This is a genomic window from Rathayibacter sp. AY1E3 (genome assembly GCF_002932235.1).
GTDB lineage: Bacteria > Actinomycetota > Actinomycetes > Actinomycetales > Microbacteriaceae > Rathayibacter.
This window is the reverse complement of sequence record NZ_PSVN01000004.1, coordinates 72,422-97,060: the sequence shown is the minus strand read 5'-3', so window position 1 is coordinate 97,060 and position 24,639 is coordinate 72,422. Positions and strand designations below refer to the sequence as shown.

The following is a 24,639-nucleotide window of genomic DNA, read 5'->3' as shown; positions in this document are numbered from 1 at the left end:
GGACTCCCCCCGTCAGGGGGGATCGGCGGCAGGGACCGGGAGACGGGAGGAGCGCGGAATCCCGCTGGTCGATGACCTCGTGCACAGGGCGGTACCTCTCTCCGTCGCGGCAGGCGGAGCCGCGGACGTCGGAGAAGTTATCCCCGTGCCCGGCGGCCTCCGAGTGGGAGGCGCGATACGGAGGCGGGGGCGGCGTGCGCGCCGCTCACGGAGTCGGATCGCGTCGGTAGCGGTCGCTCGACCGTCAGTCCCCGCCACGGGTTCCGCGCCCGCCGCACCGGCATGCGGAGGCACCGAGGCGCCGCCGATAGAGTCGGCTCCGTGACCCTCTCCCCGCAGATCTTCACGCTCCCCTCGGCTGTGCAGCGGACCCCCGCCGCCGCTCCTCACCCGGGGCTGCTCCGATGAGGGGCATCGTCCTCGCGGGTGGTTCGGGGTCGCGGTTGTGGCCGATCACCAAGGGCATCTCAAAGCAGCTGATGCCGATCTACGACAAGCCGATGATCTACTACCCGTTGTCGACGCTGATGATGGCCGGGATCGACGAGGTCCTCGTGATCACGACCCCCGAGTACAACGACCAGTTCCGCGCCCTGCTGGGCGACGGGTCGAGCCTGGGCATGCGGATCGAGTACGCCGTGCAGCCCTCCCCCGACGGGCTCGCGCAGGCGTTCCTGATCGGCGAGGAGTTCATCGGCGACGAGTCGGTCGCCCTGGTCCTGGGCGACAACATCTTCCACGGCACCGCCCTGGGCACCGCCCTCGCGGCGAACACCACGATCGAGGGCGCCGTCATCTTCGCCTACCAGGTCGCCGACCCGCGCGCCTACGGGGTCGTCGAGTTCGACGAGCACTTCCGAGCCGTCTCCATCGAGGAGAAGCCCGAGCAGCCGCGCAGCAACTACGCCGTGCCCGGCCTCTACTTCTACGACAACGACGTCGTGGCGATCGCGAAGACGATCACGCCCTCGGCCCGCGGCGAGCTCGAGATCTCGACGATCAACGAGCGCTACCTCGAGGCGGGGCGGCTGAACGTCCAGGTCCTCGACCGGGGAACGGCCTGGCTCGACACCGGGACCTTCGATTCCATGATCGAGGCGACGGAGTTCGTGCGCGTGATCGAGCAGAGGCAGGGGTTCAAGATCGGCTGCATCGAGGAGATCGCCTGGCGCAACTCCTGGATCGACGACGCCCGCCTCGCCGAGCTCGCCGCACCGCTGGTCAAGAGCGGCTACGGCGCCTACCTCCACCGCCTGCTCAGCCTCGAAGGCGTGAACGCGGGCCGCTGAGCCCGGCCTCCCCCGACCTTCCCGACCTCCAGGAGAACCCGTGCGGATCCTCGTCACCGGCGGTGCCGGCTTCATCGGCAGCAACTTCGTCCACCTCACCCTGCGCGAGCGTCCCGACGCGCGGATCACCGTGCTCGACAAGCTCACCTACGCGGGCAGCCGCGACTCCCTCGCCCCCGTCGCCGACCGAGTGCGGCTGGTCGAGGGCGACGTCGCCGACGCCGAGCTGGTGGACCGGCTGGTCGCCGACGCGGATCTGGTGGTCCATTTCGCCGCGGAGTCGCACAACGACAACTCCCTGCACGACCCGACGCCCTTCCTCGCGACGAACGTCATCGGCACCTTCGCGCTCCTGCAGGCGGTGCGCGCGCACGACGTGCGGTACCACCACATCTCGACGGACGAGGTGTACGGCGACCTCGAGCTCGAGGACCCCGCGCGCTTCACCGAGCACACCCCCTACAACCCCTCCAGCCCCTACTCCTCGACCAAGGCAGCCAGCGACCTCCTCGTGCGCGCCTGGGTGCGCTCCTTCGGCGTGCGCGCCACGATCTCCAACTGCTCCAACAACTACGGCCCCTACCAGCACGTCGAGAAGTTCATCCCCCGCCAGATCACCAACGCCATCGACGGCATCCGCCCCAAGCTCTACGGCACCGGCGCCAACGTCCGCGACTGGATCCACGTCGACGACCACAACACCGGCGTCTGGGCCATCATCGACCGCGGCGAGATCGGCGAGACCTACCTCATCGGCGCCGACGGCGAGAAGAGCAACCTCGACGTCGTCACCCGCATCCTCACCGCCTTCGGACAACCCGAGGACGCCTTCGACCACGTCACCGACCGCGCCGGACACGACCTCCGCTACGCCATCGACTCCACCCGCCTGCGCACCGAACTCGACTGGCGCCCCCGCTACACCGACTTCGACGCCGGACTCGCCGCCACCATCGACTGGTACCGCGCCAACGAGGACTGGTGGCGCCCCGCGAAGGCCGCCACCGAGGAGAAGTACTCCGCTCAGGCCTGAGGCGGCCCGCCGGCGGGGATCAGTGCGGACCGACTCCGCTCGACACCCGGCCGGAGGGCCGCGGAGAGTCGCACGGGCCGTGCGTCCGCTTCGCGCAGGACCGGCCGGACAGGACGATGCGGAGCAGCTGCAGCGGCTCGAGGAGGTAGCGGGCCGCGAGCCGGCGCGGGTCGCGCGCCAGGCGGAACAGCCACTCCACGCCCAGGGCGCCCATCCACCGCGGGGCGAGCGCCTGCGTGCCGGCGATGTAGTCGAGGCAGCCCCCCCACGTTCGCGAACGCCGCCCGCGGGGCGAGGTCCCGGTTCTCCAGGATCCAGCGCTCCTGGCGGGGCATGCCCATCCCGACCAGGACGAGATCGGCACGGGCGAGCGACTCGGCGAGCGGCCGCTCCTCGCCGATGCCGTGCCACTGCTGGTCGAATCCGTCGTACGCGAGCCAGGTCATCCGGGACGTGCGGGCGGCGACCGCCTCCGCCGCTTTGGCCGAGGACTCCGGCGTGCCGCCCACGGCGACCACCACCAGAGGCTCGTCGTTCTCGATCAGCGGGAACAGCCAGTCGGTGCCGTGTAGAAGGCTTCGCCGACGTCCGTCCAGGAGCCCGCGCCGCCCGCGGTGAGAGAGAGGCTCTGATCGCTGGGCCAGCCGACCTCCCCGACCGAGCAGTGCACCCCGTAACGCCGGCACCACTGCCCGAAGGTCGTCACCGCCGCCACGAAGACCTGCTCGTCGGTGCCGCCCTGCTTGTCCGAGCGCAGGGTCGTGCCCGTGCCGCCGGGGTAGAAGTGCTGCGAGTACACGATCCGGTCCAGCGGGTCCTGGATCCACGGCCCCTCGGGTGCGATCGCGGCGACCGTGCCCGTCGTCGCCTCCCGCATCCCCTCGACCCAGATCGTGTGCCGATCGCCGGTTCCCCGGACGGCCGACACCACGGCCTGCGTGTAGGCCTTGTATGTCTCGACGGGGACCAGCGCCCGCTTCACCTCGTTGAAGAGGTCGTAGGCGGCGATGCGTCCGTCGTCCTGGAACTCCGCCGCGAGCAGGGTCCAGACCCTCTGCGCCTGGGATACCGAGAGCCCGGATCCGAACCAGACGGTCCCCTCGGGCAGATCGCCCTGGCTCGCCGGATAGGTGCCGTTGTTGTGCAGGTCGAGCACCACCCGCATGCCGGCGGCGCCGATGGCGGCGATCTCGGTCCGGAGCAGCGCGACCGCCGCCGGATCGAGCCCCTTCGCCGGAGCGTCGTCGGTGCTCTCCCCGTCGGCCTGCGGCTGCAGGAGCGACCAGGGCACCGCGAGCCGGACCAGGGTGAGCCCGCGGTCCGCCAGGAACTCGTAGCTCTCGGCCGGATTCCCGGCGGTGCAGTCGACTCCGACGTCGACGCGCGACTGCAGATCGAACACGTTGACGCCGCGGAAGTAGGACCGGCCGCCCAGGTAGTCGTCGACCGAGCCGATGGCAGGCGCGGGCGACGCGGAAACGGACGACGGCGCGCAGGCCACGGGAGCAGTTCCGTCGCTCCGCTCGAGGAGCCGCACGGCGACCACGACGAGGGCCGCGACCACCACGACGGCCAGGACGATCAGCAGCGGGCGGCGGAGCCCATGGCGCGGCCGATCGCGTGCGGCGGCGATGCGAGCCTCCCGAGCCTGCCTGCCCGGTGCGGCCACCGGATCGCCGCTGAGGCCAGCAGAGCTCCGCGACGCCTCAGCGCACCGCCACCGTCGCGCGGTCGCGGCCGGTGAGGTCGCGCTGCGTGGTCGCTCCGCGCCAGCCGTCGGCGGTGAGCAGGGCGCGGATCTCGGCGCCTTGCAGCTCGCCGTGCTCCATCACCAGCACTCCCCCGGAGCGGAGCAGCCGGAGGGCGGTCGCCGAGAGCGAGCGGACGACGTCCAGGCCGTCCTCGCCTCCGTAGAGCGCCGAGGGCGGGTCGAACAGGCGCACCTCCGGGTCCCGCGGGACGGCGGCGGCCGGGATGTAGGGCGGGTTGGAGACGACGACGGAGACGGTGCCGTCCAGCTCGGGAAGTGCCCGGGCGAGGTCGTCGAAGACGATGCGGGCGTTCTCGAGCCCGAGCCGCTCGCGGTTGCCGCGGGCCCAGATGAACGCCTCGGGAGCGTTCTCCACGCCGATCACGCGCGCGTGCGGCACCTCGTGCGCAAGCGCGAGCGCCAGGGCTCCGCTGCCCGTGCCGAGGTCGACGGCGATCGGCTCCGGATCGACGACCGCTCGGAGCGCGTCGATCGCGATCTGCGCGACGCCCTCGGTCTCGGGTCGCGGCACGAACACGCCGGGTCCGACCGCGAGCTCGAGCGAGCGGAACGGTGCGATCCCGGTGATGTGCTGCAGGGGCTCGCGAGCCGACCGGCGCTCGATCGCGCTCGCGAACGCCGCGGCGTGCTCCTCGTCGACGGTCAGCCCCGTGATGAGGCGCGCCTGCAGCCGGCCGCGGCCGAGCCCGAGCAGATGCCCGAGAAGCAGCTCCGCATCGACGTCCGGCGTGGGGACGCGGGCGGCGGCGAGGCGGGCGACCGCGTCCGCGAGGAGGGTGCGCGCGTCGACGCCGGTGGTCACGAGGGTCACGCCTCCTCGGAGCCGATGTCGGCCAGGCGGGCCTCCTCGTCGGCCTGGATGGCGCTCTCCACCACCGGGTCGAGCGCGCCGTTCATCACGCCGTCGAGGTTGTACGCCTTGTAGCCGGTGCGGTGGTCGGCGATGCGGTTCTCGGGGAAGTTGTAGGTCCGGATGCGCTCGGAGCGGTCCATCGTGCGGATCTGCGTCTTGCGCGCGTCCGAGGCCGCCGCGGCGATCTCCTCCTGCTGGCGGGCCAGGATGCGGGCGCGCAGCACGCGCATGCCCGCTTCGCGGTTCTGCAGCTGGCTCTTCTCGTTCTGCATCGACACGACGATGCCGGTCGGGAGGTGGGTGATCCGCACGGCGGAGTCGGTCGTGTTGACGGACTGCCCGCCGGGACCGGAGGAGCGGTAGACGTCGATCTTCAGGTCGTTCTGGTTGATCGCGACCTCCTCGGGCGCGTCCACCTCGGGGAACACGAGCACGCCCGTGGTCGAGGTGTGGATCCGCCCCTGCGACTCGGTCACGGGGACGCGCTGCACCCGGTGCACGCCGCCCTCGTACTTGAGGTGCGCCCACACGCCCTGCGAGGGATCGGTGGCGTTGCTCTTGATCGCGACCTGCACGTTCTTGTAGCCGCCGAGGTCGGACTCGTCGCGGTCGAGGATCTCCGTCTTCCAGCCCTTCGCCTCGGCGTAGTGCAGGTACATCCGGAGGAGGTCGGCCGCGAACAGCGCGCTCTCGGCTCCGCCCTCGCCGCCCTTGATCTCCATGATGACGTCGCGGCCGTCGTCGGGGTCGCGCGGGATGAGCAGGCGCCGCAGCTTCTCCTGCGCCACCCGCAGCGACTCCTCCAGCTCGGGGACCTCCTCCGCGAAGGCCTCGTCCTCGCGGGCGAGCTCGCGCGCGGCCTCGAGGTCCTCGCCGGCCTGGATCCAGGCGGAGTGGGCCGCCTTGATCTGGCTCAGCTCCGCGTAGCGCCGGTTGACCTTCTTGGCGCGGGCGGCATCGGCGTGGAGTGCCGGGTCGGAGAGCTGCGTCTGCAGGTCCTCGTGCTCGGCGAGGAGGACGCTGACGGATTCGAACATGGGGTCCTGGCTTCCGGAGGTGGTCGGGGTCGGGCTCATCGCCCGGGGACGCGAAAACGTCCGCGGCCGCCCCCGGTGACAGGGGCGACCGCGGACGTCGGGGCGCTAGTGGTGGCCGTTGCCGTGGCCGGCGGTGGCCGGGCCGACGGCCGACTTCGAGACCTGCATGAGGAACTCGACGTTGGACGAGGTCTCCTTCAGGCGCGACAGGATGATCTCGAGTGCCTGCTGCTGGTCGAGCCCGGCGAGGGCGCGGCGCAGCTTCCAGGTGATCTTGACCTCGTCGGCGCTGAGCAGCATCTCCTCGCGGCGCGTGCCGGAGGCGTTCACGTCGACAGCGGGGAAGATCCGCTTGTCGGCGAGGTGACGGGAGAGGCGGAGCTCCATGTTGCCGGTGCCCTTGAACTCCTCGAAGATCACCTCGTCCATCTTCGAGCCGGTCTCGATGAGCGCCGTCGCGAGGATGGTGAGCGAGCCGCCGTTCTCGATGTTGCGCGCCGCTCCGAAGAACTTCTTCGGCGGGTACAGCGCCGAGGCGTCCACGCCGCCCGAGAGCACGCGGCCCGAGGGAGGAGCGGTCACGTTGTAGGCGCGGCCGAGACGGGTGATGGAGTCGAGCAGCACGACCACGTCGTGGCCCAGCTCGACCAGGCGCTTCGCGCGCTCGATCGCGAGCTCGGCGACGGTCGTGTGGTCCTCGGCCGGGCGGTCGAAGGTGGAGGCGACGACCTCGCCGCGCACGGTGCGCTGCATGTCGGTGACCTCCTCCGGACGCTCGTCGACCAGGACGACCATCAGGTGGACCTCCGGGTTGTTCTGCACGATCGCATTGGCGATCTGCTGCAGGACGATGGTCTTGCCTGCCTTGGGCGGCGCGACGATCAGGCCGCGCTGTCCCTTGCCGATCGGGGCGACCAGGTCGATGATCCGCTGGGTCAGCTTGCCGGGCTCGGTCTCGAGGCGCAGGCGCTCGGTCGGGTAGAGCGGCGTGAGCTTCTGGAACTCGACGCGCGCAGCGGCCTCCTCGACGGTCTGGCCGTTGATCGAGTCGACGCGGACGATCGCGTTGTACTTCTGGCGGCCGCCGCCCTCGCCCTCGCGGGGCTGGCGGATGGCGCCGACGACCGCGTCGCCCTTGCGCAGGTTGTACTTCTTGACCTGGCCGAGGGAGACGTAGACGTCGCTGACGCCGGGCAGGTACCCGGTGGTGCGCACGAAGGCGTAGTTGTCGAGGACGTCGAGGATGCCGGCGACCGGGATGAGGACGTCGTCCTCGCCGATCTCGGGCTCGAAGTCGTCGCCGATCGCTCCGCCGCGGCGCTTGCGGTCGCGGTAGCGGCTGCGGCGGCCGTCCTCGCCCTCGGCCTGCTGGCCGTTCTGGGGCTGTCCGGAGCCGTTCTGCTGAGGAGCCTGCTGGCCCTCGGACTGCGCGGCGCGCGCGCCCTGACCGTTCTGCGGCTGGGACTGCGCGGCGGGGCTCTGCTGAGCGTCGTTCTGGCGGTCGTCCCCGCGGTTGCGGTTCCGGTTGCGGCGGTTGCGACCGCGGCCGGTGCCCTGCTGGTCGCCGTTCTGCTGCTGGTCGCCGCCCTGCTGCTCCTGCTGGTCGCCGGAGTCGGAGGAGTCGGCGTCGTTCTCGGCGGGCGCCTGCTCGGCCTGCTCGGAGGCGCCCCCGCGGCTGCGGCGGCGTCCGCGGCGCTCGCGCTGGCCGCCCTCGCGGGAGGAGTCGTCCGACTCCGGCCCGTTGGGCAGCTCGATGTCGATGACGGGCTTCGCGGCCTGGTCGGCGTCGCGGTCCTGCTCGATGACGGGGAGGTCGGGAATCAGCGACTCGACGCCGGTCCCGCCGGGGATGTTGAGGTGCTCGCCGGCGGCGACGGTGCCGCTGGAGGCGCGGCGCGAGCTGCGTCGGCGGGGCGCGCGCTCGGCGGGCTCGGCGACCGGCTCGGCCGCCGCGGGGAGCTCGAGCTCGACGGGGGCCGACTCGGCGGCCGTCGCGGAGGGCTCGTCGACGGTGGGCGCGGCCTGCTCGAGGACGTCGGCCGTGTCGGCCTCGGTGCTCTCGACGGGCGTCGGCAGCTCCGCCGGCGCATCGGGCTGAGGAGCGGACTGCTCGGCCACATCGGCCGGCTCGGCCTCGACGCCGGTGGCGTCGACGTCCGGGGCGACCGCTGCGTCGTCCGGAGCGACCGCGTCGGCGATCGCGGCGGGCGCATCCTCGGCGGAGGCGGCGCGCAGGTCCGAGATGGCCTGGACCAGCTCGCCCTTGCGGAGCTTGGAGGCGCCGCCGAGGCCGAGCCGCGTCGCGAGAGCCTGGAGCTCGGCGACGCGCAGACCGGAGAGGTCGGCGGTGAGGTCCACGGCCGAGCCGTGGGTGTTGACGTCTGTCACTGGAGAGGGTTCCTTCCCCCCGGGAACGAGTGCTCACCGGGAGAGCTCATCGACCGTGCGGTGCCATCGCGTGTTCTGATCCACGCGATGCTCTCGGCCGCCGGGACCGACTGCCGCAGAGAGCGAGGAGAGGGCCCGGAGACCAGGCGCCGGTCTGCAAGAGGAGCAGGGGCGCCCTTCACACGATGTGATGGCCGTGGTTGTCGGGACGATCCGTCGGACAGATTCCGCTCGTTACGCGGTTCCTCGGGATGCGGTCCCCACTGTAGCACCCTTGAAGTCGACGGCCAGCATGTGCGCGCGCCACGGCGTGGGGGCCTCCCGCTCCACCAGATCCGCGGCGGCGAGGCGCTGCGCGGGGTCGCTGCAGAGCACCAGGACGCTCGGTCCGGCACCCGAGACGACCGCCGCGTAGCCGTGCGAGCGCAGCAGCGCGATCAGCGCTGAGGTCTCGGGCATGGCGGCCGCGCGGTAGTTCTGGTGCAGCTTGTCCTCGGTCGCCGCGAACAGCAGCTCCGGGCTCTGGATGAGGGCGGCGATCAGGAGCGAGGAGCGCGAGACGTTGAACACCGCGTCCTCGTGCGGCACGCTCTGCGGCTGCAGCGAGCGTGCCAGCCGCGTCGACATGGTGTGCTCGGGCACGAAGACGACCGGGGACACGCCGCGGTGGACCATGAGCTTCTTGGAGCGCGGTCGCAGCGGCGAGTCGTCGGCGCCGGAGGCGTGCGGCTCGACCCAGGCGATGGTGAGGCCGCCGAACAGTGCGGGCGCCACGTTGTCGGGGTGCCCCTCCATCTCGGTGGCGATGCGGAGGAGGTCGTCCGAGTCGAGCTCGACGACGCCCTCGAGCAGGCCCTTCGCGGCCATGATGCCGGAGACGATCGCGGCGCCGGACGAGCCCATCCCGCGGCCGTGCGGGATGATGTTGCGCGCGATCACCTCGATGCCGGGCATCTCCTGCCGCTGGTCGGCGAACGTGTACGCGATGGCCTGCACGACGAGGTTCGTCTCGTCGGTCGCCACCTCGCCCTCGCCGACTCCGTGCACGGTGACCCGCGCACCCGTGGCCGCGACGGCCGTCACGTCGAGCTCGTCGTAGAACGAGAGCGCCAGGCCGAGCGTGTCGAAGCCGGGGCCCAGGTTCGCCGAGGTGGCGGGGACCTTGACGTGGACGGTGCGGCCGACGGGAACCGCCGAGGTCATGCGCCGGCCAGCCCCAGCACGTCGGCGATCGCGGCGGTGTCGACCGGGACGACGGTCGGCGTGATGTCCGCGCCGTCGGCCGTGCGGAGCGCCCACTGCGGGTCCTTGAGCCCGTGGCCGGTGACCGTCAGGACGACGGTCGCGTCCTTCGGGATCGCTCCGGCCTCGGCGCGCTCGAGGAGCCCCGCGACGCTGATCGCCGACGCCGGCTCGACGAAGACGCCGACCTCGCCCGCGAGGATGCGGTACGCCTCGAGGATCTTCTCGTCGCTGATCGCGCCGAAGTAGCCGTCGCTGACGGTGCGCGCGTTCAGGGCGAGCTCCCACGAGGCCGGGTTGCCGATCCGGATCGCGCTGGCGATCGTCTCGGGGTGGCGGACCGGGGCGCCGTGCACGATCGGAGCCGAGCCCTCGGCCTGGAAGCCGAACATGCGCGGGAGGCGGGTCGACTCGCCGCGCTCCAGCTCCTCCGAGTAGCCGCGGAAGTAGGCGGTGTAGTTGCCCGCGTTGCCGACCGGGACGATGTGGAAGTCCGGAGCATCGCCCAGCACCTCGACGACCTCGAAGGCCGCGGTCTTCTGGCCGGCGATGCGGTCCGGGTTCACCGAGTTGACCAGGTGGACCGGGTAATTCTTCGCGAGGTCGCGGGCGATGTCGAGGCAGTCGTCGAAGTTGCCCTGCACCTGCAGCAGCTGCGCGTTGTGCGCGATCGCCTGGCTGAGCTTGCCCAGGGCGATCTTGCCCTCCGGCACCAGGACGGCCGCGGTGATGCCGGCGTGCGTCGCGTAGGCGGCGGCCGACGCGGAGGTGTTGCCGGTCGAAGCGCAGATGACGGCCTTCGCGCCGTGCTCGACGGCCTTCGAGATCGCCATGGTCATGCCGCGGTCCTTGAAGGAGCCGGTCGGGTTCATGCCCTCGTACTTGACCCACACCTTCGCGCCCGTGCGCGCCGAGAGGGCCGCCGCGGGGATGAGCGGCGTGCCGCCCTCGCCGAGAGTGATGACCGGGGTCGCCTCGGTGACATCGAGGCGGTCCGCGTACTCGTGCAGGACTCCGCGCCACTGCTTGGCCATCTCAGGCTCCTTCAACTCGTAGAACGGACGTCACGGCGCCGACGAAACCATGGGAATGGAGGGCGGTGACGGTGGCCGCCAGATCGGATTCCGCCGCGGCGTGCGTGCCGATGACCAGGGTAGCGGTCGGCTCGCGCCGCTCCGCACCGCCCTGCTCCTCCAGCGGGTCGGCGCCGGGCGGGGTCTGCACCAGGGTCTCGACCGAGACGCCGTGGTCGGCGAAGACGCCCGCGATCTGCGCGAGCACGCCGGGGCGGTCGAGCACCTCGAGGGTGACCTGGTACCGGGTGGTGACGTGGCCGATCGGGAGGACCGCGAGCCCGGAGCTCGCGCTGGTCACCAGGCCGGGGCCGCCGACGACGTGGCGGCGGGCGGCCGACACGACGTCGCCGAGGACGGCGGAGGCCGTCTCGATCCCGCCGGCGCCGGCGCCGTAGAACATCAGGTCGCCGGCCGCCTCCGCCTCGACGAAGACCGCGTTGTTGGCCCCGTGCACGGCCGCGAGCGGGTGGGAGCGGTGCACGAGCGCGGGGTAGACCCGCGCGGACACGCCCTCCACGCCGGTCTTGGCGTCGGTCAGCCGCTCGCAGATCGCGAGCAGCTTGATCACGTAGCCGGAGTCGCGGGCCTGGTCGACCTGCGCCTTCGTGATGCCGGTGATGCCCTCGCGGTGCACCAGGGTGACCGGGACGTCGGTGTGGAACGCGAGGCGGGCGAGGATCGCCGCCTTCTGCGCCGCGTCGTAGCCCTCGATGTCGGCGGTCGGGTCGGACTCGGCGTAGCCGAGCTCGGTCGCGCGGGCGAGCGCGTCCTCGAGGCTCGCGTGCTCGGTGTCCATCCGGTCGAGGATGTAGTTGGTCGTGCCGTTGACGATGCCGAGGATGCGGTGGACCCGGTCGCCGGCGAGGCTGTCGCGCAGCGGCCGGATGATCGGGATCGCGCCGGCGACGGCCGCCTCGTAGTTGAGCTGGGCGCCCACCTGGTCGGCGGCCTCGAAGAGCTCGTTGCCGTGGGCGGCGAGCAGCGCCTTGTTGGCCGTGATCACGTCCGCGCCCGACGAGATCGCCGTGAGGATGTGGCTGCGGGCGGGCTCGAGCCCGCCGATCAGCTCGACCACGATGTCGGCGCCCAGGATCAGCGACTCGGCGTCGGTGGTCAGCAGGTGCTTCGGGATGTCGGCGGTGCGGGGCGCGTCCACGTCCCTGACGGCCACGCCCACGAGCTCCAGCGGCGCCCCCACGCGCTGGGCGAGCTCGTCGCCGTGGTCGAGCAGGAGGCGCGCCACCTGTGCACCGACGGACCCGGCGCCCAGCAGGGCGACGCGGAGGCTGCGGTACTCGATCATCGGGAGGTGGCCTTTCGTTCGATGCCGGCGTCGCGGCGGAGGAGGTCCTCCTCGGTCTCGCCGCGCACGAGGACGCGCGAGCGCCCGTCGCGGACGGCGACCACCGGGGGGCGCCCGAGGTAGTTGTAGTTGCTGGCGAGCGACCAGCAGTAGGCGCCGGTCGCGGCGACGGCGAGCAGGTCGCCCGGCCGCACGTCCGCGGGCAGGAAGTCGTCGTGGACGACGATGTCGCCCGACTCGCAGTGCTTCCCGGCCACCCGCACGAGGGCGGGCTCGGCCGAGGAGGAGCGGTCGGCGATCCGCGCCGTGTAGTCGGCGCCGTAGAGCGCCGGACGGGCGTTGTCGCTCATGCCGCCGTCGACGCTGACGTAGCGGCGGACCGCGGTCGAGCCCTCGGAGCCGACCGTCACGTCCTTCACGGTGCCCACCTCGTAGAGGGTGACGCCGGCGGGCCCGATCAGCGAGCGGCCGGGCTCGATCGCGATGTGCGGCACCGGGACGCCGCGGGCGGAGCACTGCTCGGCGACCGCGTCGGCGACGGCGGCCGCGATCTCGGCGATCGGGGTCGGGTCGTCGGCACTGGTGTACGCGATGCCGAAGCCGCCGCCGAGGTTGAGCTCCGGCACGGGGCCGTCCGCGAGCAGAGCCGCGTGGACGTCGAGCAGGCGCGACGCCGACTCCGCGAACCCGGCGGAGCCGAAGATCTGGGATCCGATGTGGCAGTGCAGCCCGAGGAACCGCAGGGAGGAGAAGGAGCGGATGCGGGCGACCGCGGCCGGGCAGTCGGCGAGTGCGAGGCCGAACTTCTGGTCCTCGTGCGCCGTGGCGAGGAACTCGTGGGTGTGCGCGTGCACTCCGCTGTTGACCCGGAGGCGCACCGCCTGCACGCGGCCGTGCCGCTCGGCCGCGGCTGCGACGCGCTCGATCTCGACGAGGCTGTCGAGCACGATCGTGCCCGCGCCAACCTCGACGGCCCGGTCGATCTCGCGGAGCGACTTGTTGTTGCCGTGGAGGCCGAAGCGCTCGGGCTCGATCCCGGCGGCGAGGGCCACCGCCATCTCGCCGCCGCTGGAGAGGTCGAGGTTCAGGCCCTCGTCGCGCATCCAGCGGGCGACCTCGGTCGAGAGGAACGCCTTGCCCGCGTAGTAGACGGTGACGCCGGTGCCGATGCGGCCGAGCTCGCGGGCGAAGACCTCGCGCATCTCGACGGCCCGGCGGCGGGCGTCGGCCTCGTCCACCACGTAGAGAGGAGTGCCGTGCTCGCGCACCAGCTCGGCGACGGGCACTCCGGCGATCCGGATCCCGCCGTCCTCGCCGCGCTCGGCGCTGTCCGGCCACACGCCGTCGGCCAGGGCGTTCGGGTCGGCGGGCGTGTGCAGCCACTCAGGCGCGAGCGGATGCCGGGGGGCGCGGGCGCGGGCGTCGACGGTGTCCACGGGTGAGACCTCACAGGAGAGAGTGGGAGCGTCACTGCGGGGCGAGCGGGTCCGGATTGACCCCTGAAGCCAGCGATGTCAGTGTTCGGCCCGCGGAAGACGCCGGCACAGGGCTCCGATCCTACCGGTCCGAGGCGGCGGCGCCGCGCGGGCTCAGGCGCAGGTGCCCGGTTCCTGCTCCGCGGGGTCGCTGAGGAACGTCGGAGAGAGCGCGAAGCTCGCGTTCAGCGACTCGTCGGCGACCTCGACCCCGGTCAGCGTCAGTCCGCGCGGCACCGAGTCCGCGATGCACACGGAGGACGGAGCGAGCAGGTCGCCGGAGACGGCGCCGAAGCGGTCGCGGAAGTCGGTCGCCGAGAAGGTCGCACCGGCGGCGGAGACCTCGGCCGGGGTCAGCCGGATGGCGCCGTCCACGGCGGCGAGCTCCATCCCCACGCCCGCGCCGAGCCGGAGGCCCAGCACCTCGACGGAGGCGGTCACGCGCACGAGCGGAGCGTCCAGGGTCACCTCGTCGACAGGAACGGTGCTGCGCTCGGTGACGAGCCGCGACACCGAGGCCGCGTCGATCGCGACCGTCGTGCTGCCGGACTCGACCGCTCCGACGCCGCTCACCGGCACCCCGATCAGGGTCGCGGCGACGTCGCCGTCGAGCTCGCCGAACGTCACGCCCGAGCTGCGCAGGTCGAGCCGGTCCAGCCGCCCCGAGACGAGCTGCGGGAGCACGGCCCAGCCCGCGACGTCGACGTCCACCGCCCGGTCCGCGGGCAGTGCGAGCGCCTCGCGGAGGCTCGCGGCGGCGCGGTCCGCGACGGCGCGGCGGGCGAGCGAGTCACCCACCACCGCCGCGACCACGAGCAGCACCAGCACCACGACGACCACCACGGCCGCGCGTCCCCCGCGCCGGCGCCGCGGCGCCGCCCCCGACGCGCTCACATCCGGTCCGGGGCCGTGACGCCCAGCAGGGAGAGCCCGTTGCGGAGCACCTGCCCGGTCGCCTCGTTCAGGCGCAGCCGGGTCGAGTGCACGGCCTCGACCGGGTCCTCGCCCTGCGGCACGACCCGGCAGTTGTCGTACCAGCGGTGGTAGAGGCCGGCGACCTCCTCGAGGTACCTCGCGACGCGGTGCGGCTCGCGCAGCTCCGCGGCGTGCGCCACGATGCGCGGGAACTCCTGCAGGCCGCCGAGCAGCGCCGACTCGGTCGGATGCACCAGCGTCTCGGGCGCGAACGGCTCGACGGGGACGCCCGACGCCGCGGCCTTCGCCGCGACCTGGCGGGTGCGCGCGTGGGCGTACTGCACGTAGTAGACGGGGTTGTCGTTGCTCCGCTTGGTCAGCAGGTCGAGGTCGATGTCGAGGGTCGAGTCGGCCGAGGAGCGCACCAGCGAGTAGCGCGCGGCGTCCACGCCGACGGCCTCCGTGAGGTCCTCCATCGTGACGACGGTCCCCGCCCGCTTGGACATCCGGACCGCCTCGCCGTCGCGGAGCAGGTTGACCAGCTGGCCGATCAGGATCTCGAGGTTCACGCCCGGGGTGTCGCCGAACGCCGCGCACATCGCCATCATCCGGCCGATGTAGCCGTGGTGGTCGGCGCCGAGCATGATGATCGCCCGATCGAAGCCGCGCTCGCGCTTGTCGAGGTAGTAGGCGAGGTCGCCCGCGATGTAGGCCGCCTCACCGTCGCTCTTGATGATGACGCGGTCGCGATCATCGCCGAACGACGTGGTCCGCAGCCAGGTGGCGCCGTCCGCCTCGAAGATGTGCCCGAGCTCGCGGAGGCGCTCGATCGCGCGGTCGACGGCGCGCGACTCGTGCAGGGAGTTCTCGTGGAAGTACACGTCGAAGTCGACGCCGAACTCGTGCAGGCTCTGCTTGATCTCGCCGAACATCAGCTCGACGCCGATCGAGCGGAAGGTCTCGGCGAGCTCCTCCTCGGGCAGGACGGCGAGGTCGCCCGGGTAGGCGGCCGCGACGCGCTCGGCGATGTCGCCGATGTAGGCGCCGCCGTAGCCGTCCTCCGGGGTCGGCTCGCCGCGGTGGGCGGCGAGGAGGCTCCGCGTGAAGCGGTCGATCTGCGCGCCGTGGTCGTTGAAGTAGTACTCGCGGGTCACCTCGGCGCCCTGCGAGAGGAGCATCCGGGCCAGGCTGTCGCCGACCGCCGCCCAGCGCGTCCCGCCGATGTGGATGGGGCCGGTGGGGTTGGCGGAGACGAACTCGAGGTTCATCCGGACGCCGGCGTAGGCGGACCCGGTGCCGTAGGCCTCGCCCGCCTCGACGATCGCGCCGGCAAGGGCACCCGCGGCCGCGGCCTCGAGCCGGACGTTGAGGAAGCCGGGACCGGCGACCTCGACCGTGGCGACGCCCTCGACCGCGCCCAGCCCCTCGGCCAGCTCGGCGGCGAGCTCGCGCGGGTTCGCGCCGACCCGCTTCGCGAGCTTCATCGCGATGTTCGAGGCCCAGTCGCCGTGGTCGCGGTTCTTCGGGCGCTCCAGCACGACGTCCGAGAGCTCGACGCCCGCATCGCTCCCCCGTCGCTGCACGGCGTCGAGGACGAGGGCGTGCAGGGAGGCGGCGAGCTGTTCGGGAGTCACGGGGAGCGATTCTACCGGCCGCCGCGCCCGCGCCCCCCGTCCCTCCTGCACCGTGAGGCCGCTCGGCAGGGCGGCGTTGCTAGGGTGCGACGCATGCGCCGTCCCGCCGCCCTCCTCCTCGTCGCCCTCGCCGCGGCGGCCCTCTCCGGCTGCTCCGCCGCGGCCGACCCGGAGCCGAGCGCGAGCGGCGCCGTCAGCGGCACGCCGATCCCCCTCGCCTGCGAGCAGCTGGTCCCGGCCTCGGCGCTCGCGGGCCTGTGGGGCGGATTCTCCCCGGACGACGGCATCGGGACCACCGCCGTCTCCGAGGAGATCGCCCAGTACGACGGCCTGGTCTGCGGATGGTCCGACGATTCGGGCGCCGAGCTGCAGCTGGCCGTGGCCCACCTCGACCCCGCGGTGATCGAGGCGCTCAAGAACGAGTTCTTCACCACCAGCAAGGCCGTCCCCACCTACGGCAAGCCGCCGGAGATCGAGGGCTACTACCAGGTGGCCGAGGGGCGGGGCGTCGCGGACGCCTTCGTCGGCGAGTACTGGATCGAGGCGTCCAGCGCCTCCTTCGTCGAGCCGGGCGACCCCGAGCCGCTCGTGCGGTCGGCGATCGGCGTCCTCGCCGACTGAGCCCCGGCGTCAGCCCAGGCGCACCGGCGAGACGTGGTCGTCGACGAGCGCCGCGTCGCAGTCGGCCTCCACGCTCATCCCGGTCAGGCGCAGGTCCGTCAGGTAGCTGCTGAGGAACGCGGTGTCGGCCGTATCCCGGCCGGACGAGATGCGCAGCATCGACCCGCGCGGAGCCAGCCGGGTCGCATCCACGACGTGCCAGGCGCCGCCCACCCAGGCCTCCGTGACCGCGTGGAAGTCCCGCGGCTCGAGGCCCGGCGCGTAGACCGCCGTCACCCGGGCGGGGATGTCGAGGGCGCGGAGCAGCCCGGCGACCGTGTGCGCGAAGTCCCGGCACACGCCCTGGCCGCTCTCGATGACCTGCGCCGCTCCCCCGGTGCCGACCGTCGACCCGTAGACGTACGACAGGTGGCCGTGCACCCATTCCTCGACGGCCGTCAGCGCCTCGAGGCCCCGGGCCCGCCCGAATCCGCGCCGGGCTATCCCGCCGAGCACGTCCGCCTCGGCGTACCGGCTCGGCCGCAGGTACTCGACGAGCTCGAGCTCGCTCGGCTCGTCCGGAGCGCCGTGCCCGGCGACCCGCGCCCGGTACTCGACCCGCAGGTCGCCCTCGTTCCCCGCGACGCGGTGCACGCGGGCGCCGTGCCGCGCCGGGAACTCCCGCACCGGCACGTCCTGCCCGTCGAGCCGGACGGTGAAGGAGTCCTCGAACGAGTCGCCCGTGGGCGTCGCCGCCACCAGGAAGATCAGGTCGGTCGGGCCGTTGAGACGCAGATCCAGCGAGGCGGAGACGGTGCGCAGCATGGCTCCATCGTGGCATGCGGGAGGACCGCTCCCGGCGTCGGGCCCGCCCCGCCCGGGTGCTAATGTGGTCAGGCACTCCTGGCCCCCATAGCTCAGGGGATAGAGCACTGCCCTCCGGAGGCAGGGGCGTAGGTTCGAATCCTACTGGGGGCACATCCGCGGTCCTCCGCTCTCCTTCCTCGCACATGGGCGCTCGGCTCCGGTGTTCGACGCCCCTTGAGGCGCACCCCTCCATCACGGACCGAGCGGCGTCACCCGGTGGGCGACCGAGTCCGACCGTGGCGCTCCTCACCCGGCGCTCCGACACTCCCGAGACAGCACGAAGGCCCGCGATCGTCGATCACGGGCCTTCGGAACGTTCACCACCGGCACTCGGCCGGTCGGGCTCACTCGTAGAGGTGGAAGGTGCCGGCGCAGTCGGCCGAGCAGAAGCCGTCGCGGCGATGGGCCGAGGCCGCTCCGCAGGCTTCGCAGCGGCGGCGTCCGAGCATCCGCGAGATCAGGCTCTGAGGCGCCGACGCGACCACCGAGACCGGGGTGTCGGGGCGCACGGGGGATCCCGTGGTCGAATCGAGCTGGATCCCAGCGGTGTCGCGCGTGGCGCGAAGCATCCGTGTTCCTTCCGATCGGTGAACCATGTGCGAGCGCTGTATTGCCAGTCCCTGAGATTCTGCGAAGGGCTTGACGCGGCTCGCGATCGAGAGGAGCCGATATCGACATCTGTCGGTCAGTCGGGATCGACCCGGGGAACGACGAACAGCCGCGCCCCCTCCTGGCGGAGAGAGGCACGGCTGTTCGGGCGTCGGGGATCGGTGGGCGGACGACGCCGGAGCTCATGGGAGCGGGGCGTCGAGCCCGGAACGACCGGGAAGTGGGCCTAGTACGCGCCGCTGGTGCTCCGGGTGTCGATCGGAACCGTCGGTGCGGGAACCGGCACCGGTCGCAGGGCGGGGAGCGAGGCGCTCCTGCCCGTGCGGAACGGCAGCAGGACGAGCATGACGGGAAGAACGACGATCCACAGGAGGACCGACAGCGCGAGACGCGCCCAGATGGAAAGAATATTGAGCATTTCTGTGCCGCCTTCGGGTGACGGTAGAGGTGAACTTCGCGAACAGGATCATCGGGCCGACGGGGAGAGAAGAGTAGAAATGCGCCACTGATCGCGCCTCTCCCGCCACGCCCCCGAGCGGTCTGTTGCTCCTCATTCGTCGCCCAGCGCCGATCGGATGGGTCGATCCCGCATCCGATCGACACACGGCCCGCCCAGTGCGTCCTCCTGGGAGCCGGGCCGTAGGGTGAGCGCGTGAAGATCCTTGTCGTCGAAGACGATCCAGCCATGGGTGAGGCCCTCGTCGGCGGCCTCGAAGACGCCGGCTACGAGGCCGTGCTGACCACGAACGGCATCGACGCGCTCGTCGCGTTCAGCAACGCCGAGTTCTCGGCCGCCATCGTGGACGTCATGCTGCCGGCGATGTCGGGCTTCGAGATCTGCCGCCGGATCCGCGAGCTCGGCCGGCCCACGCCGATCATGCTGCTGACCGCGCGGGACGCGATCGAGGACCGCGTCTTCGGCCTCGACGCCGGAGCGGACGACTACCTGACCAAGCCGTTCGCGTTCACCGAGCTCAACGCGCGCCTCCGGGCCCTCCTGCGCCGCAGCCCGTCGCTGATGTCCACCTCGATCGACGTCGGACGCATCACCGTGGACGGATCGAGCATCCGGCGCACCGCCGACGGCTCGCGCATCCACGTCAGCCCGAAGGAGCTCGAGCTCCTCAAGCTCCTCATCACTCCCGTCGGCTCCGTCGTGACCCGCCAGCGGATCCTCTCCGAGATCTGGGGCGGCGGCGAGATCGTCGACAACAACATCGTCGACCAGTACGTCAGCTACCTGCGCAAGAAGCTCCCGACCGAGGACACGGGCGTCAGCATCGTGACCGTCCGCGGCAAGGGCTACTTCCTCCGCCCGGTCGAGTAGCCCGTGTCGCGGATGAGCACGGCACGCCGCCGGGTCGGCGCGCTCTCGATCCGCGCGAGGATCACCGTGGGAACGGTCGCTGTGGCGACCGCCCTCTTCGCGCTCGCGGCGCTGCTCTTCTACCAGGTGGTCACCGGCATCGTCGACCGCAGCGAGCGGACGATCCTGATGTCGATCGAGGACGAGGTGCGCCGCGACATCTCGGCGGGCAACGTCCCGCGCACGCAGGGCTCGTCGACGGGCCAGCTGTTCCTCGCTCTCGCGCCCGACGGGAGCGTCAGCACCTCGACCATGCCCTCGCGCCTGAGCGGCGAGGTGCTCAGCGCTCTGGCGGAGGAGCCGGCCGACACCTCGCCCCGGTACGCCGACGTGACGACGGCGAACGGCGGCTACCTGGTCCGCTTCACGGCCATCGAGAGCGATCGCGGCGTCTGGCAGGTCGCCTCCGCCCGCGATCAGGCCGCGTCGCAGCTCGTCCTCGACGACTTCGCCCACGTGCTCGTCTACGCCGCGATCTTCCTCGTCGTCACGTTCGGGCTCGCCTCGTGGATCCTGACGGGCGCGGCCCTCGCCCCGGTGCGCCGGATGCGGGCGCGCGCGGATCAGATCGCCGCCGAGCCCGGGCAGGGCGACCAGCTCCCGGTCGTCGGCACGCGCGACGAGATCGACGAGCTCGCGGTGACGCTGAACGCGTTCCTGACCAAGCAGACCGCGTCGCTGGCCCGGGAGAAGCAGATGGTGTCGGATGCGAGCCACGAGCTCCGCACTCCCCTCGCCGCGCTCTCCGCCCAGCTCGAGATCGCCCACCACCGCGTCGACGACCCGGTCGCGGTCGACCGGGTCATCCTCGACGCGCAGAAGAGCGTCGACCGGCTCGTGCGCCTCGCATCCGCCCTCCTCGACATCTCGCGCATCGAGAGCCGCACCGTCCGCCCGACCGCTCCCTTCGCCGAGCTCGTCGACGAGCTGGTGGGCGCCGTCGACCGCACCCGCCTGCTCGCCTCGGAGTCGGGGGTGGAGATCGACTACGAGATCGACGAGCGCGAGCCGGCGCGGCTCTACGCGGTCGCGTCCCAGGACTTCGGCCGGGTGATCGACAACCTCGTGAGGAACGCGATCCAGGCGATGAACGGCGGCGGCATGATCGTCGCCTCCCTCTCGCAGTCGGACGGGCGCCTGATGCTCAGCGTCTCGGACGACGGACCGGGGATGCCCGACGCCTTCATCCCGGTCGCCTTCGACCGCTTCTCCCGCCCGGACGACTCCCGCACCCTCGCCTCCGGCGGCAGCGGTCTGGGGCTGGCCCTGGTGCACACCACCGTGCTCTCGGCCGGCGGGACGGTCGCCCTGGTCAACCGCTCCCCCCGGGGTCTCGCGGTCGACATCGTCCTCCCGCCCGTCGGCTCCGCCTGAGCCGCCCCGCCCCCGGAACGACGAAGGCCCCCGGCGGACCGGGGGCCTTCGTGGAGGATCGTCAGCGCGGGTCGTCCTCGGGGCGGACGGGCCGCGGCTGCGGGTCGCCGACCGCGGCGGGCGGCGGAGCCCAGGCCGTCTGCGGCGCCTCCGCCGGGGAGGTGCCGCCGTTGAGCAGGTTGCGCGCGCGGTTGACCACCTCGGGGTCCACGAGCACGGAGTAGCTGGTCGCGATCACCTGCATGGTCGAGGTGAAGTCGCGACGGCGGCGGTTCACGGCGTAGGAGGCGAGCCCGAAGAGCATCCCGAAGCCGGCGCCGAGGAGGACCGCCGCGATGAGGAAGGAGAGCTCCGTCGTCGGCGAGAAGATGATGAGCAGGAGGCCCAGGAAGACGCCGAGCCAGGCGCCGGAGGCCGCTCCGGCGAGAGCGACGCGGCCCCAGGTGAGCTTGCCGGTCACCCGCTCGACGCTCTTGAGCTCGTTGCCGATGATGGCGAGCTGGCGCACCGGGAAGTCGGCGCGGGCGAGCACGTCGACGGCGGCCTGCGCCTCCTGGTACGTGTCGAACGTGGCGAGGATCTCCCCGCGCGGGATCGTGGGGAAGGCCGGCCCTCGGCCGCTGAACGGCGTCTGCTGAGTCACCCGGACAGAATCGCACAGGCCACTTGAAGGTCTCTGAACGGATTCGGAGAACCGGCCGAGGGCGAGCCGGGAACGCTCGGCGTCCGCCCGGCTGCACGGGACTAGGTTTGTAGCCGTGAGTTCCGCCAGAGTCTTCGTCGCGCGCTTGGCCGGATGCAGTGTCTTCGACCCGGCCGGCGATCGCGTCGGCAAGGTCCGCGACGTGCTCCTGGTCTACCGGCAGAACGACGCCCCGCGGGTGGTCGGCCTGGTGGTCGAGATCCCCGGGCGCCGTCGCGTCTTCGTGTCGATCGGCCGGGTCACCAGCATCGGCAGCGGCCAGATCATCACCACCGGGCTGATCAACGTGCGCCGCTTCGAGCAGCGGGGCGGCGAGGTCCGCGTCATCGCCGAGCTCCTCGGCCGCCGGGTGAGCTTCGTGGACGGCTCCGGTGACGCGGTCGTCGAGGACGTCGCGATCGAGGAGGCCGCTCCCGGCGAGTGGGAGCTCGCGCAGCTCTTCGTCCGCCGGCCCAAGACCAGCCCCTCCCCCTTCGCCAAGGGCGCGACCGCCTTCGCCGGCTGGCGCGAGGTCCGCGAGAGCGTCTCGACCGAGGCGCAGTCCGCCGAGCAGTACGTCGCCAGCCTCTCCGAGCTCAAGCCCGCCGACCTCGCCAGCACGCTCCTCGACCTGCCGCAGCAGCGGATGCTCGAGGTCGCCGGCGAGCTCTCGGACGACCGCCTCGCGGACGTGCTCGAGGAGATGCCCGAGAGCGAGCAGGTCGAGATCCTCGGCCGGCTCGACGACGACCGCGCCGCCGACGTCCTCGACCAGATGCAGCCGGACGACGCGGCCGACCTGATCGCCCAGCTCTCGGAGGAGCGCGGCGAGGCGCTCCTGGAGCTGATGGAGCCCGAGGAGGCGGACGACGTCCGCATGCTCCTCACCTACGCCCCGGAGTCCGCCGGCGGTCTGATGACCACGGAGCCGATCATCGTCTCCTCCGAGGCGACCGTCGCCGAGGGTCTCGCCCTCATCCGCCGCCACGAGCTCGCCCCGGCCCTCGGCGCCGCCGTCTGCGTCACACTGCCGCCCTACGAGCCGCCGACCGGCCGCTTCCTCGGCATGGTGCACTTCCAGCGGATGCTCCGCTACCCGCCGCACGAGCGCCTCGGCACCCTGCTCGACCAGAGCATGGACCCGATCACGCCCGAGACCTCGGCGGCCGAGGTCGCCCGGATCCTGGCCAGCTACAACCTCGTCTCGGTGCCCGTCGTCGACGCGTCCCACCGCCTCGTCGGCGTCGTGACCATCGACGACGTCCTCGACTACCTCCTCCCCGACGACTGGCGCAGCCACGGCGACGACGACGAACCGAGGAAGCCGGTGACGACGGCGACGCAGGGCGTCCCGCTCGTGCCGCCGGCACCCGCGGCGACAGGCAGGACACGACGGGGACGGAGGGGCGCGCGTGGCTAGGGACACCAAGCAGGACCGGCGCCTCGACGCTCCCAAGGGCTTGCGCACCCGCGTCCTCTCGCGGCGGAACCGCCCGAGCAGCGACCGCTTCGGCCGCCTGACCGAGTCGTTCGCCCGCGGCATGGGCACGCCGTGGTTCCTGGTCGGGATGACGATCTTCTGCGTCTTCTGGCTGATGTTCAACACCTACGGGCCCGCGGACGCGCGCTTCGACTCGCAGGCCCTCGGCTTCACGGTGCTGACGCTGATCCTCTCCCTGCAGGCCTCCTACGCCGCGCCGCTGCTGCTGCTCGCGCAGAACCGCCAGGACGACCGCGACCGCGTGCAGATCGAGCAGGACCGTCAGCGGGCCGAGCGCAACCTCGCGGACACCGAGTACCTCGCGCGCGAGGTCGTGGCCCTGCGCCTGGCGATCCGCGACATGGCGAGCAAGGACTTCATCCGCTCGGAGCTGCGCGGCCTGCTCGAGGAGCTCGAGAAGGATCGGGCGCAGGAGCCCGAGCGGCGCGATGCCTGACGTCGCCGCCATCGAGACCGCCGTCAGGACGGCGCTGGCCCGCGTCGTCGATCCGGAGATCCGGAAGCCCATCACCGAGCTCGACATGCTCGAGTCGGTCGAGGCGGGGGCCGACGGAGCCGTCCGCGTCGCGATCCGGCTGACCATCGTCGGCTGCCCGGCCGCCTCCGCGATCGAGCGCGACGTGCGCGAGGCCGCGGCCTCGGCTCCCGGAGTCACGGCGGTCGACGTCGTGGTCGGAGTCATGACGCCGGCGCAGCGCACCGCCCTCACCGAGCGCCTCCAAGGCGGGCGCCGGAGCATGCCCTTCGGCCCGGACTCGCTCACCCGCGTGTACGCGGTCACCAGCGGCAAGGGCGGTGTCGGCAAGTCGACCGTCACCGCCAACCTCGCGGTCGCCCTCGCTCAGCGGGGGCTCGCGGTCGGCCTCGTGGACGCCGACGTGCACGGCTTCTCCATCCCCGGCCTGCTCGGCCTGATGCACGACGGGCGCGTCGCGGGGCCCACCCGCGTCGGCGAGCTGATGCTGCCGCCGGTGGCGCACGGCGTGAAGGTCATCTCGATCGGGATGTTCCTCGAGGGCGACACCCGGGGGGCGGCCGTCTCCTGGCGCGGACCCATGCTGCACCGCACCATCTCCCAGTTCCTCACCGACGTGTACTTCGGCGACCTCGACGTGCTCCTGCTCGACCTGCCTCCCGGCACGGGGGATGTGGCGATCTCCATCGGGCAGCTGCTCCCGCATGCGGAGGTCCTCATCGTCACCACCCCGCAGCCGGCGGCCGCCGACGTGGCCGAGCGCAGCGGCGCGCTCGCCCGCCAATCGGGTCAGCGCATCGTCGGAGTGGTCGAGAACATGTCGGGGCTTCCGCAGCCCGACGGCTCGGTGCTGGAGCTCTTCGGCAGCGGAGGCGGGGCCGAGGTCGCGCGTCGGCTCACTGCGACGGGCGACGAGGTGCCGCTGCTCGCGTCGCTGCCGATCTCCGTGGCGCTGCGGGCAGGGGGCGACGAGGGCGTGCCCGTCGTCGTCGGCGATCCGGAGGATCCTGCCGCCCGGGCGATCGACGCCCTGGCGGCGACGCTCGCCGCGCGGCCGCGGGGACTGACCGGCCGTCGTCTTCCGCTCGCCGTCGGCTGACGCCTCCGCGCGGCTTCGTGCGGGCGGCGTCGGTCGAGACGCCCGCCCGA

Annotated in this window: 23 protein-coding genes, 1 tRNA gene and 1 pseudogene; 9 read left to right on the top strand and 16 right to left on the bottom strand. The window is 72.4% G+C overall.

The window, feature by feature from the left end:
- Positions 1-404: 404 nt before the first annotated feature.
- The gene (rfbA, locus tag C5C53_RS04755) at positions 405-1,289 is read left to right on the top strand and encodes a glucose-1-phosphate thymidylyltransferase RfbA (RefSeq protein ID WP_104223010.1); all 885 of its coding nucleotides are present in this window, start codon (positions 405-407) and stop codon (positions 1,287-1,289) included.
- A 40-nt stretch (positions 1,290-1,329) separates the two neighbouring features.
- Positions 1,330-2,322, top strand: coding sequence for a dTDP-glucose 4,6-dehydratase (gene rfbB, locus C5C53_RS04750; RefSeq protein ID WP_104223009.1), 993 nt, complete (start codon positions 1,330-1,332; stop codon positions 2,320-2,322).
- 19 nt (positions 2,323-2,341) lie between these two features.
- On the opposite strand, the gene C5C53_RS17385 is transcribed toward rfbB, so the two are convergent.
- From C5C53_RS17385 to argS, 12 genes and pseudogenes are all read right to left on the bottom strand, one after another.
- Positions 2,342-2,686: a WecB/TagA/CpsF family glycosyltransferase gene (locus C5C53_RS17385; protein WP_258075372.1), complete on the bottom strand. Its 345-nt coding sequence runs from the start codon at positions 2,684-2,686 to the stop codon at positions 2,342-2,344.
- A pseudogene (locus C5C53_RS17590) lies at positions 2,652-2,840 on the bottom strand (hypothetical protein); the annotation flags it as partial. The pseudogene C5C53_RS17590 and the gene C5C53_RS17385, both read right to left, overlap by 35 nt.
- 23 nt (positions 2,841-2,863) lie before the next feature.
- The gene (locus C5C53_RS04740) at positions 2,864-3,889 is read right to left on the bottom strand and encodes a glycoside hydrolase family 5 protein (protein ID WP_181127712.1); all 1,026 of its coding nucleotides are present in this window, start codon (positions 3,887-3,889) and stop codon (positions 2,864-2,866) included.
- A gap of 139 nt (positions 3,890-4,028) precedes the next feature.
- Complete coding sequence (prmC, locus tag C5C53_RS04735) at positions 4,029-4,904, bottom strand: peptide chain release factor N(5)-glutamine methyltransferase (protein ID WP_104266954.1); 876 nt, start codon at positions 4,902-4,904, stop codon at positions 4,029-4,031.
- Complete coding sequence (gene prfA / locus C5C53_RS04730; protein WP_104232724.1) at positions 4,901-5,983, bottom strand: peptide chain release factor 1; 1,083 nt, start codon at positions 5,981-5,983, stop codon at positions 4,901-4,903. Before prfA ends, prmC begins: the two co-directional genes overlap by 4 nt.
- Positions 5,984-6,088: 105 nt before the next feature.
- Positions 6,089-8,371: a transcription termination factor Rho gene (gene rho / locus C5C53_RS04725; RefSeq protein ID WP_104266953.1), complete on the bottom strand. Its 2,283-nt coding sequence runs from the start codon at positions 8,369-8,371 to the stop codon at positions 6,089-6,091.
- Between the two features lie 234 nt (positions 8,372-8,605).
- Positions 8,606-9,574, bottom strand: a complete 969-nt coding sequence (gene thrB / locus C5C53_RS04720; protein WP_104223004.1) for a homoserine kinase — start codon at positions 9,572-9,574, stop codon at positions 8,606-8,608.
- Positions 9,571-10,647, bottom strand: coding sequence for a threonine synthase (thrC, locus tag C5C53_RS04715; RefSeq protein ID WP_104223003.1), 1,077 nt, complete (start codon positions 10,645-10,647; stop codon positions 9,571-9,573). The genes thrB and thrC overlap by 4 nt, the downstream gene beginning before the upstream one ends.
- 1 nt (position 10,648) lies before the next feature.
- Positions 10,649-11,992 carry a homoserine dehydrogenase gene (locus C5C53_RS04710; RefSeq protein ID WP_104223002.1) on the bottom strand — a complete coding sequence of 448 codons (1,344 nt, stop codon included), beginning with the start codon at positions 11,990-11,992 and terminating at the stop codon, positions 10,649-10,651.
- A complete protein-coding gene (lysA, locus tag C5C53_RS04705) occupies positions 11,989-13,428 on the bottom strand; it encodes a diaminopimelate decarboxylase (protein ID WP_104225560.1) in 1,440 nt (479 codons plus the stop codon). Before lysA ends, C5C53_RS04710 begins: the two co-directional genes overlap by 4 nt.
- A 153-nt stretch (positions 13,429-13,581) precedes the next feature.
- Entirely contained in the window at positions 13,582-14,310 is a 729-nt protein-coding gene (locus tag C5C53_RS04700) for an LmeA family phospholipid-binding protein (protein WP_181127711.1), read from the bottom strand.
- Between the two features lie 47 nt (positions 14,311-14,357).
- Positions 14,358-16,016: an arginine--tRNA ligase gene (gene argS, locus C5C53_RS04695; RefSeq protein ID WP_104222999.1), complete on the bottom strand. Its 1,659-nt coding sequence runs from the start codon at positions 16,014-16,016 to the stop codon at positions 14,358-14,360.
- 93 nt (positions 16,017-16,109) lie between these two features.
- Between argS and C5C53_RS04690 the strand changes: the two genes are divergently transcribed.
- Positions 16,110-16,637, top strand: a complete 528-nt coding sequence (locus C5C53_RS04690) for a hypothetical protein (RefSeq protein WP_104222998.1) — start codon at positions 16,110-16,112, stop codon at positions 16,635-16,637.
- A 9-nt stretch (positions 16,638-16,646) separates the two neighbouring features.
- Here C5C53_RS04690 and C5C53_RS04685 read toward each other — a convergent pair whose 3' ends face one another.
- Positions 16,647-17,441 (bottom strand): transglutaminase family protein, encoded by a 795-nt coding sequence (locus C5C53_RS04685; protein ID WP_104266951.1) that lies wholly within the window; start codon positions 17,439-17,441, stop codon positions 16,647-16,649.
- An 81-nt stretch (positions 17,442-17,522) separates the two neighbouring features.
- On the opposite strand from C5C53_RS04685, the gene C5C53_RS04680 reads away from it, so the two are divergent.
- Positions 17,523-17,594: transfer RNA gene (locus C5C53_RS04680), tRNA-Arg, on the top strand.
- Between the two features lie 233 nt (positions 17,595-17,827).
- Here C5C53_RS04680 and C5C53_RS04675 read toward each other — a convergent pair.
- Entirely contained in the window at positions 17,828-18,052 is a 225-nt protein-coding gene (locus C5C53_RS04675; RefSeq protein WP_104266950.1) for a hypothetical protein, read from the bottom strand.
- Positions 18,053-18,318: 266 nt separating this feature from the next.
- Positions 18,319-18,510 carry a hypothetical protein gene (locus C5C53_RS04670; protein WP_104260121.1) on the bottom strand — a complete coding sequence of 64 codons (192 nt, stop codon included), beginning with the start codon at positions 18,508-18,510 and terminating at the stop codon, positions 18,319-18,321.
- A 234-nt stretch (positions 18,511-18,744) separates the two neighbouring features.
- Here C5C53_RS04670 and C5C53_RS04665 point away from each other — a divergent pair, with 234 nt between their 5' ends.
- On the top strand, positions 18,745-19,419 hold the full coding sequence (locus C5C53_RS04665; RefSeq protein ID WP_258059273.1) for a response regulator transcription factor: 675 nt from the start codon (positions 18,745-18,747) through the stop codon (positions 19,417-19,419).
- A gap of 12 nt (positions 19,420-19,431) precedes the next feature.
- A complete protein-coding gene (locus C5C53_RS04660) occupies positions 19,432-20,832 on the top strand; it encodes a cell wall metabolism sensor histidine kinase WalK (protein WP_146084641.1) in 1,401 nt (466 codons plus the stop codon).
- Positions 20,833-20,893: 61 nt separating this feature from the next.
- Here C5C53_RS04660 and C5C53_RS04655 read toward each other — a convergent pair whose 3' ends face one another.
- Positions 20,894-21,475 carry a general stress protein gene (locus C5C53_RS04655; protein ID WP_258059727.1) on the bottom strand — a complete coding sequence of 194 codons (582 nt, stop codon included), beginning with the start codon at positions 21,473-21,475 and terminating at the stop codon, positions 20,894-20,896.
- A gap of 115 nt (positions 21,476-21,590) precedes the next feature.
- Between C5C53_RS04655 and C5C53_RS04650 the strand changes: the two genes are divergently transcribed.
- The 3 genes from C5C53_RS04650 to C5C53_RS04640 are packed head-to-tail and all read left to right on the top strand — an operon-like array spanning position 21,591 to position 24,589.
- A complete protein-coding gene (locus tag C5C53_RS04650) occupies positions 21,591-22,934 on the top strand; it encodes a magnesium transporter MgtE N-terminal domain-containing protein (RefSeq protein WP_104225554.1) in 1,344 nt (447 codons plus the stop codon).
- Positions 22,927-23,451 carry a DUF1003 domain-containing protein gene (locus tag C5C53_RS04645; protein WP_104222991.1) on the top strand — a complete coding sequence of 175 codons (525 nt, stop codon included), beginning with the start codon at positions 22,927-22,929 and terminating at the stop codon, positions 23,449-23,451. The genes C5C53_RS04650 and C5C53_RS04645 overlap by 8 nt, the downstream gene beginning before the upstream one ends.
- Entirely contained in the window at positions 23,444-24,589 is a 1,146-nt protein-coding gene (locus tag C5C53_RS04640) for an Mrp/NBP35 family ATP-binding protein (protein WP_104222990.1), read from the top strand. Before C5C53_RS04645 ends, C5C53_RS04640 begins: the two co-directional genes overlap by 8 nt.
- Positions 24,590-24,639: the final 50 nt, after the last annotated feature.

Coding starts and splice junctions, on each gene's coding strand:
- C5C53_RS04660 (WP_146084641.1), top strand. CDS start 19,432: ATGAGCACGGCACGCCGCCGGGTCGGCGCGCTCTCGATCCGCGCGAGG.
- C5C53_RS04710 (WP_104223002.1), bottom strand. CDS start 11,992: ATGATCGAGTACCGCAGCCTCCGCGTCGCCCTGCTGGGCGCCGGGTCC.
- rfbA (WP_104223010.1), top strand. CDS start 405: ATGAGGGGCATCGTCCTCGCGGGTGGTTCGGGGTCGCGGTTGTGGCCG.
- C5C53_RS04640 (WP_104222990.1), top strand. CDS start 23,444: ATGCCTGACGTCGCCGCCATCGAGACCGCCGTCAGGACGGCGCTGGCC.
- C5C53_RS04685 (WP_104266951.1), bottom strand. CDS start 17,441: ATGCTGCGCACCGTCTCCGCCTCGCTGGATCTGCGTCTCAACGGCCCG.
- C5C53_RS04670 (WP_104260121.1), bottom strand. CDS start 18,510: ATGCTCAATATTCTTTCCATCTGGGCGCGTCTCGCGCTGTCGGTCCTC.
- thrC (WP_104223003.1), bottom strand. CDS start 10,647: ATGGCCAAGCAGTGGCGCGGAGTCCTGCACGAGTACGCGGACCGCCTC.
- C5C53_RS04675 (WP_104266950.1), bottom strand. CDS start 18,052: ATGCTTCGCGCCACGCGCGACACCGCTGGGATCCAGCTCGATTCGACC.
- C5C53_RS04690 (WP_104222998.1), top strand. CDS start 16,110: ATGCGCCGTCCCGCCGCCCTCCTCCTCGTCGCCCTCGCCGCGGCGGCC.
- prfA (WP_104232724.1), bottom strand. CDS start 5,983: ATGTTCGAATCCGTCAGCGTCCTCCTCGCCGAGCACGAGGACCTGCAG.
- thrB (WP_104223004.1), bottom strand. CDS start 9,574: ATGACCTCGGCGGTTCCCGTCGGCCGCACCGTCCACGTCAAGGTCCCC.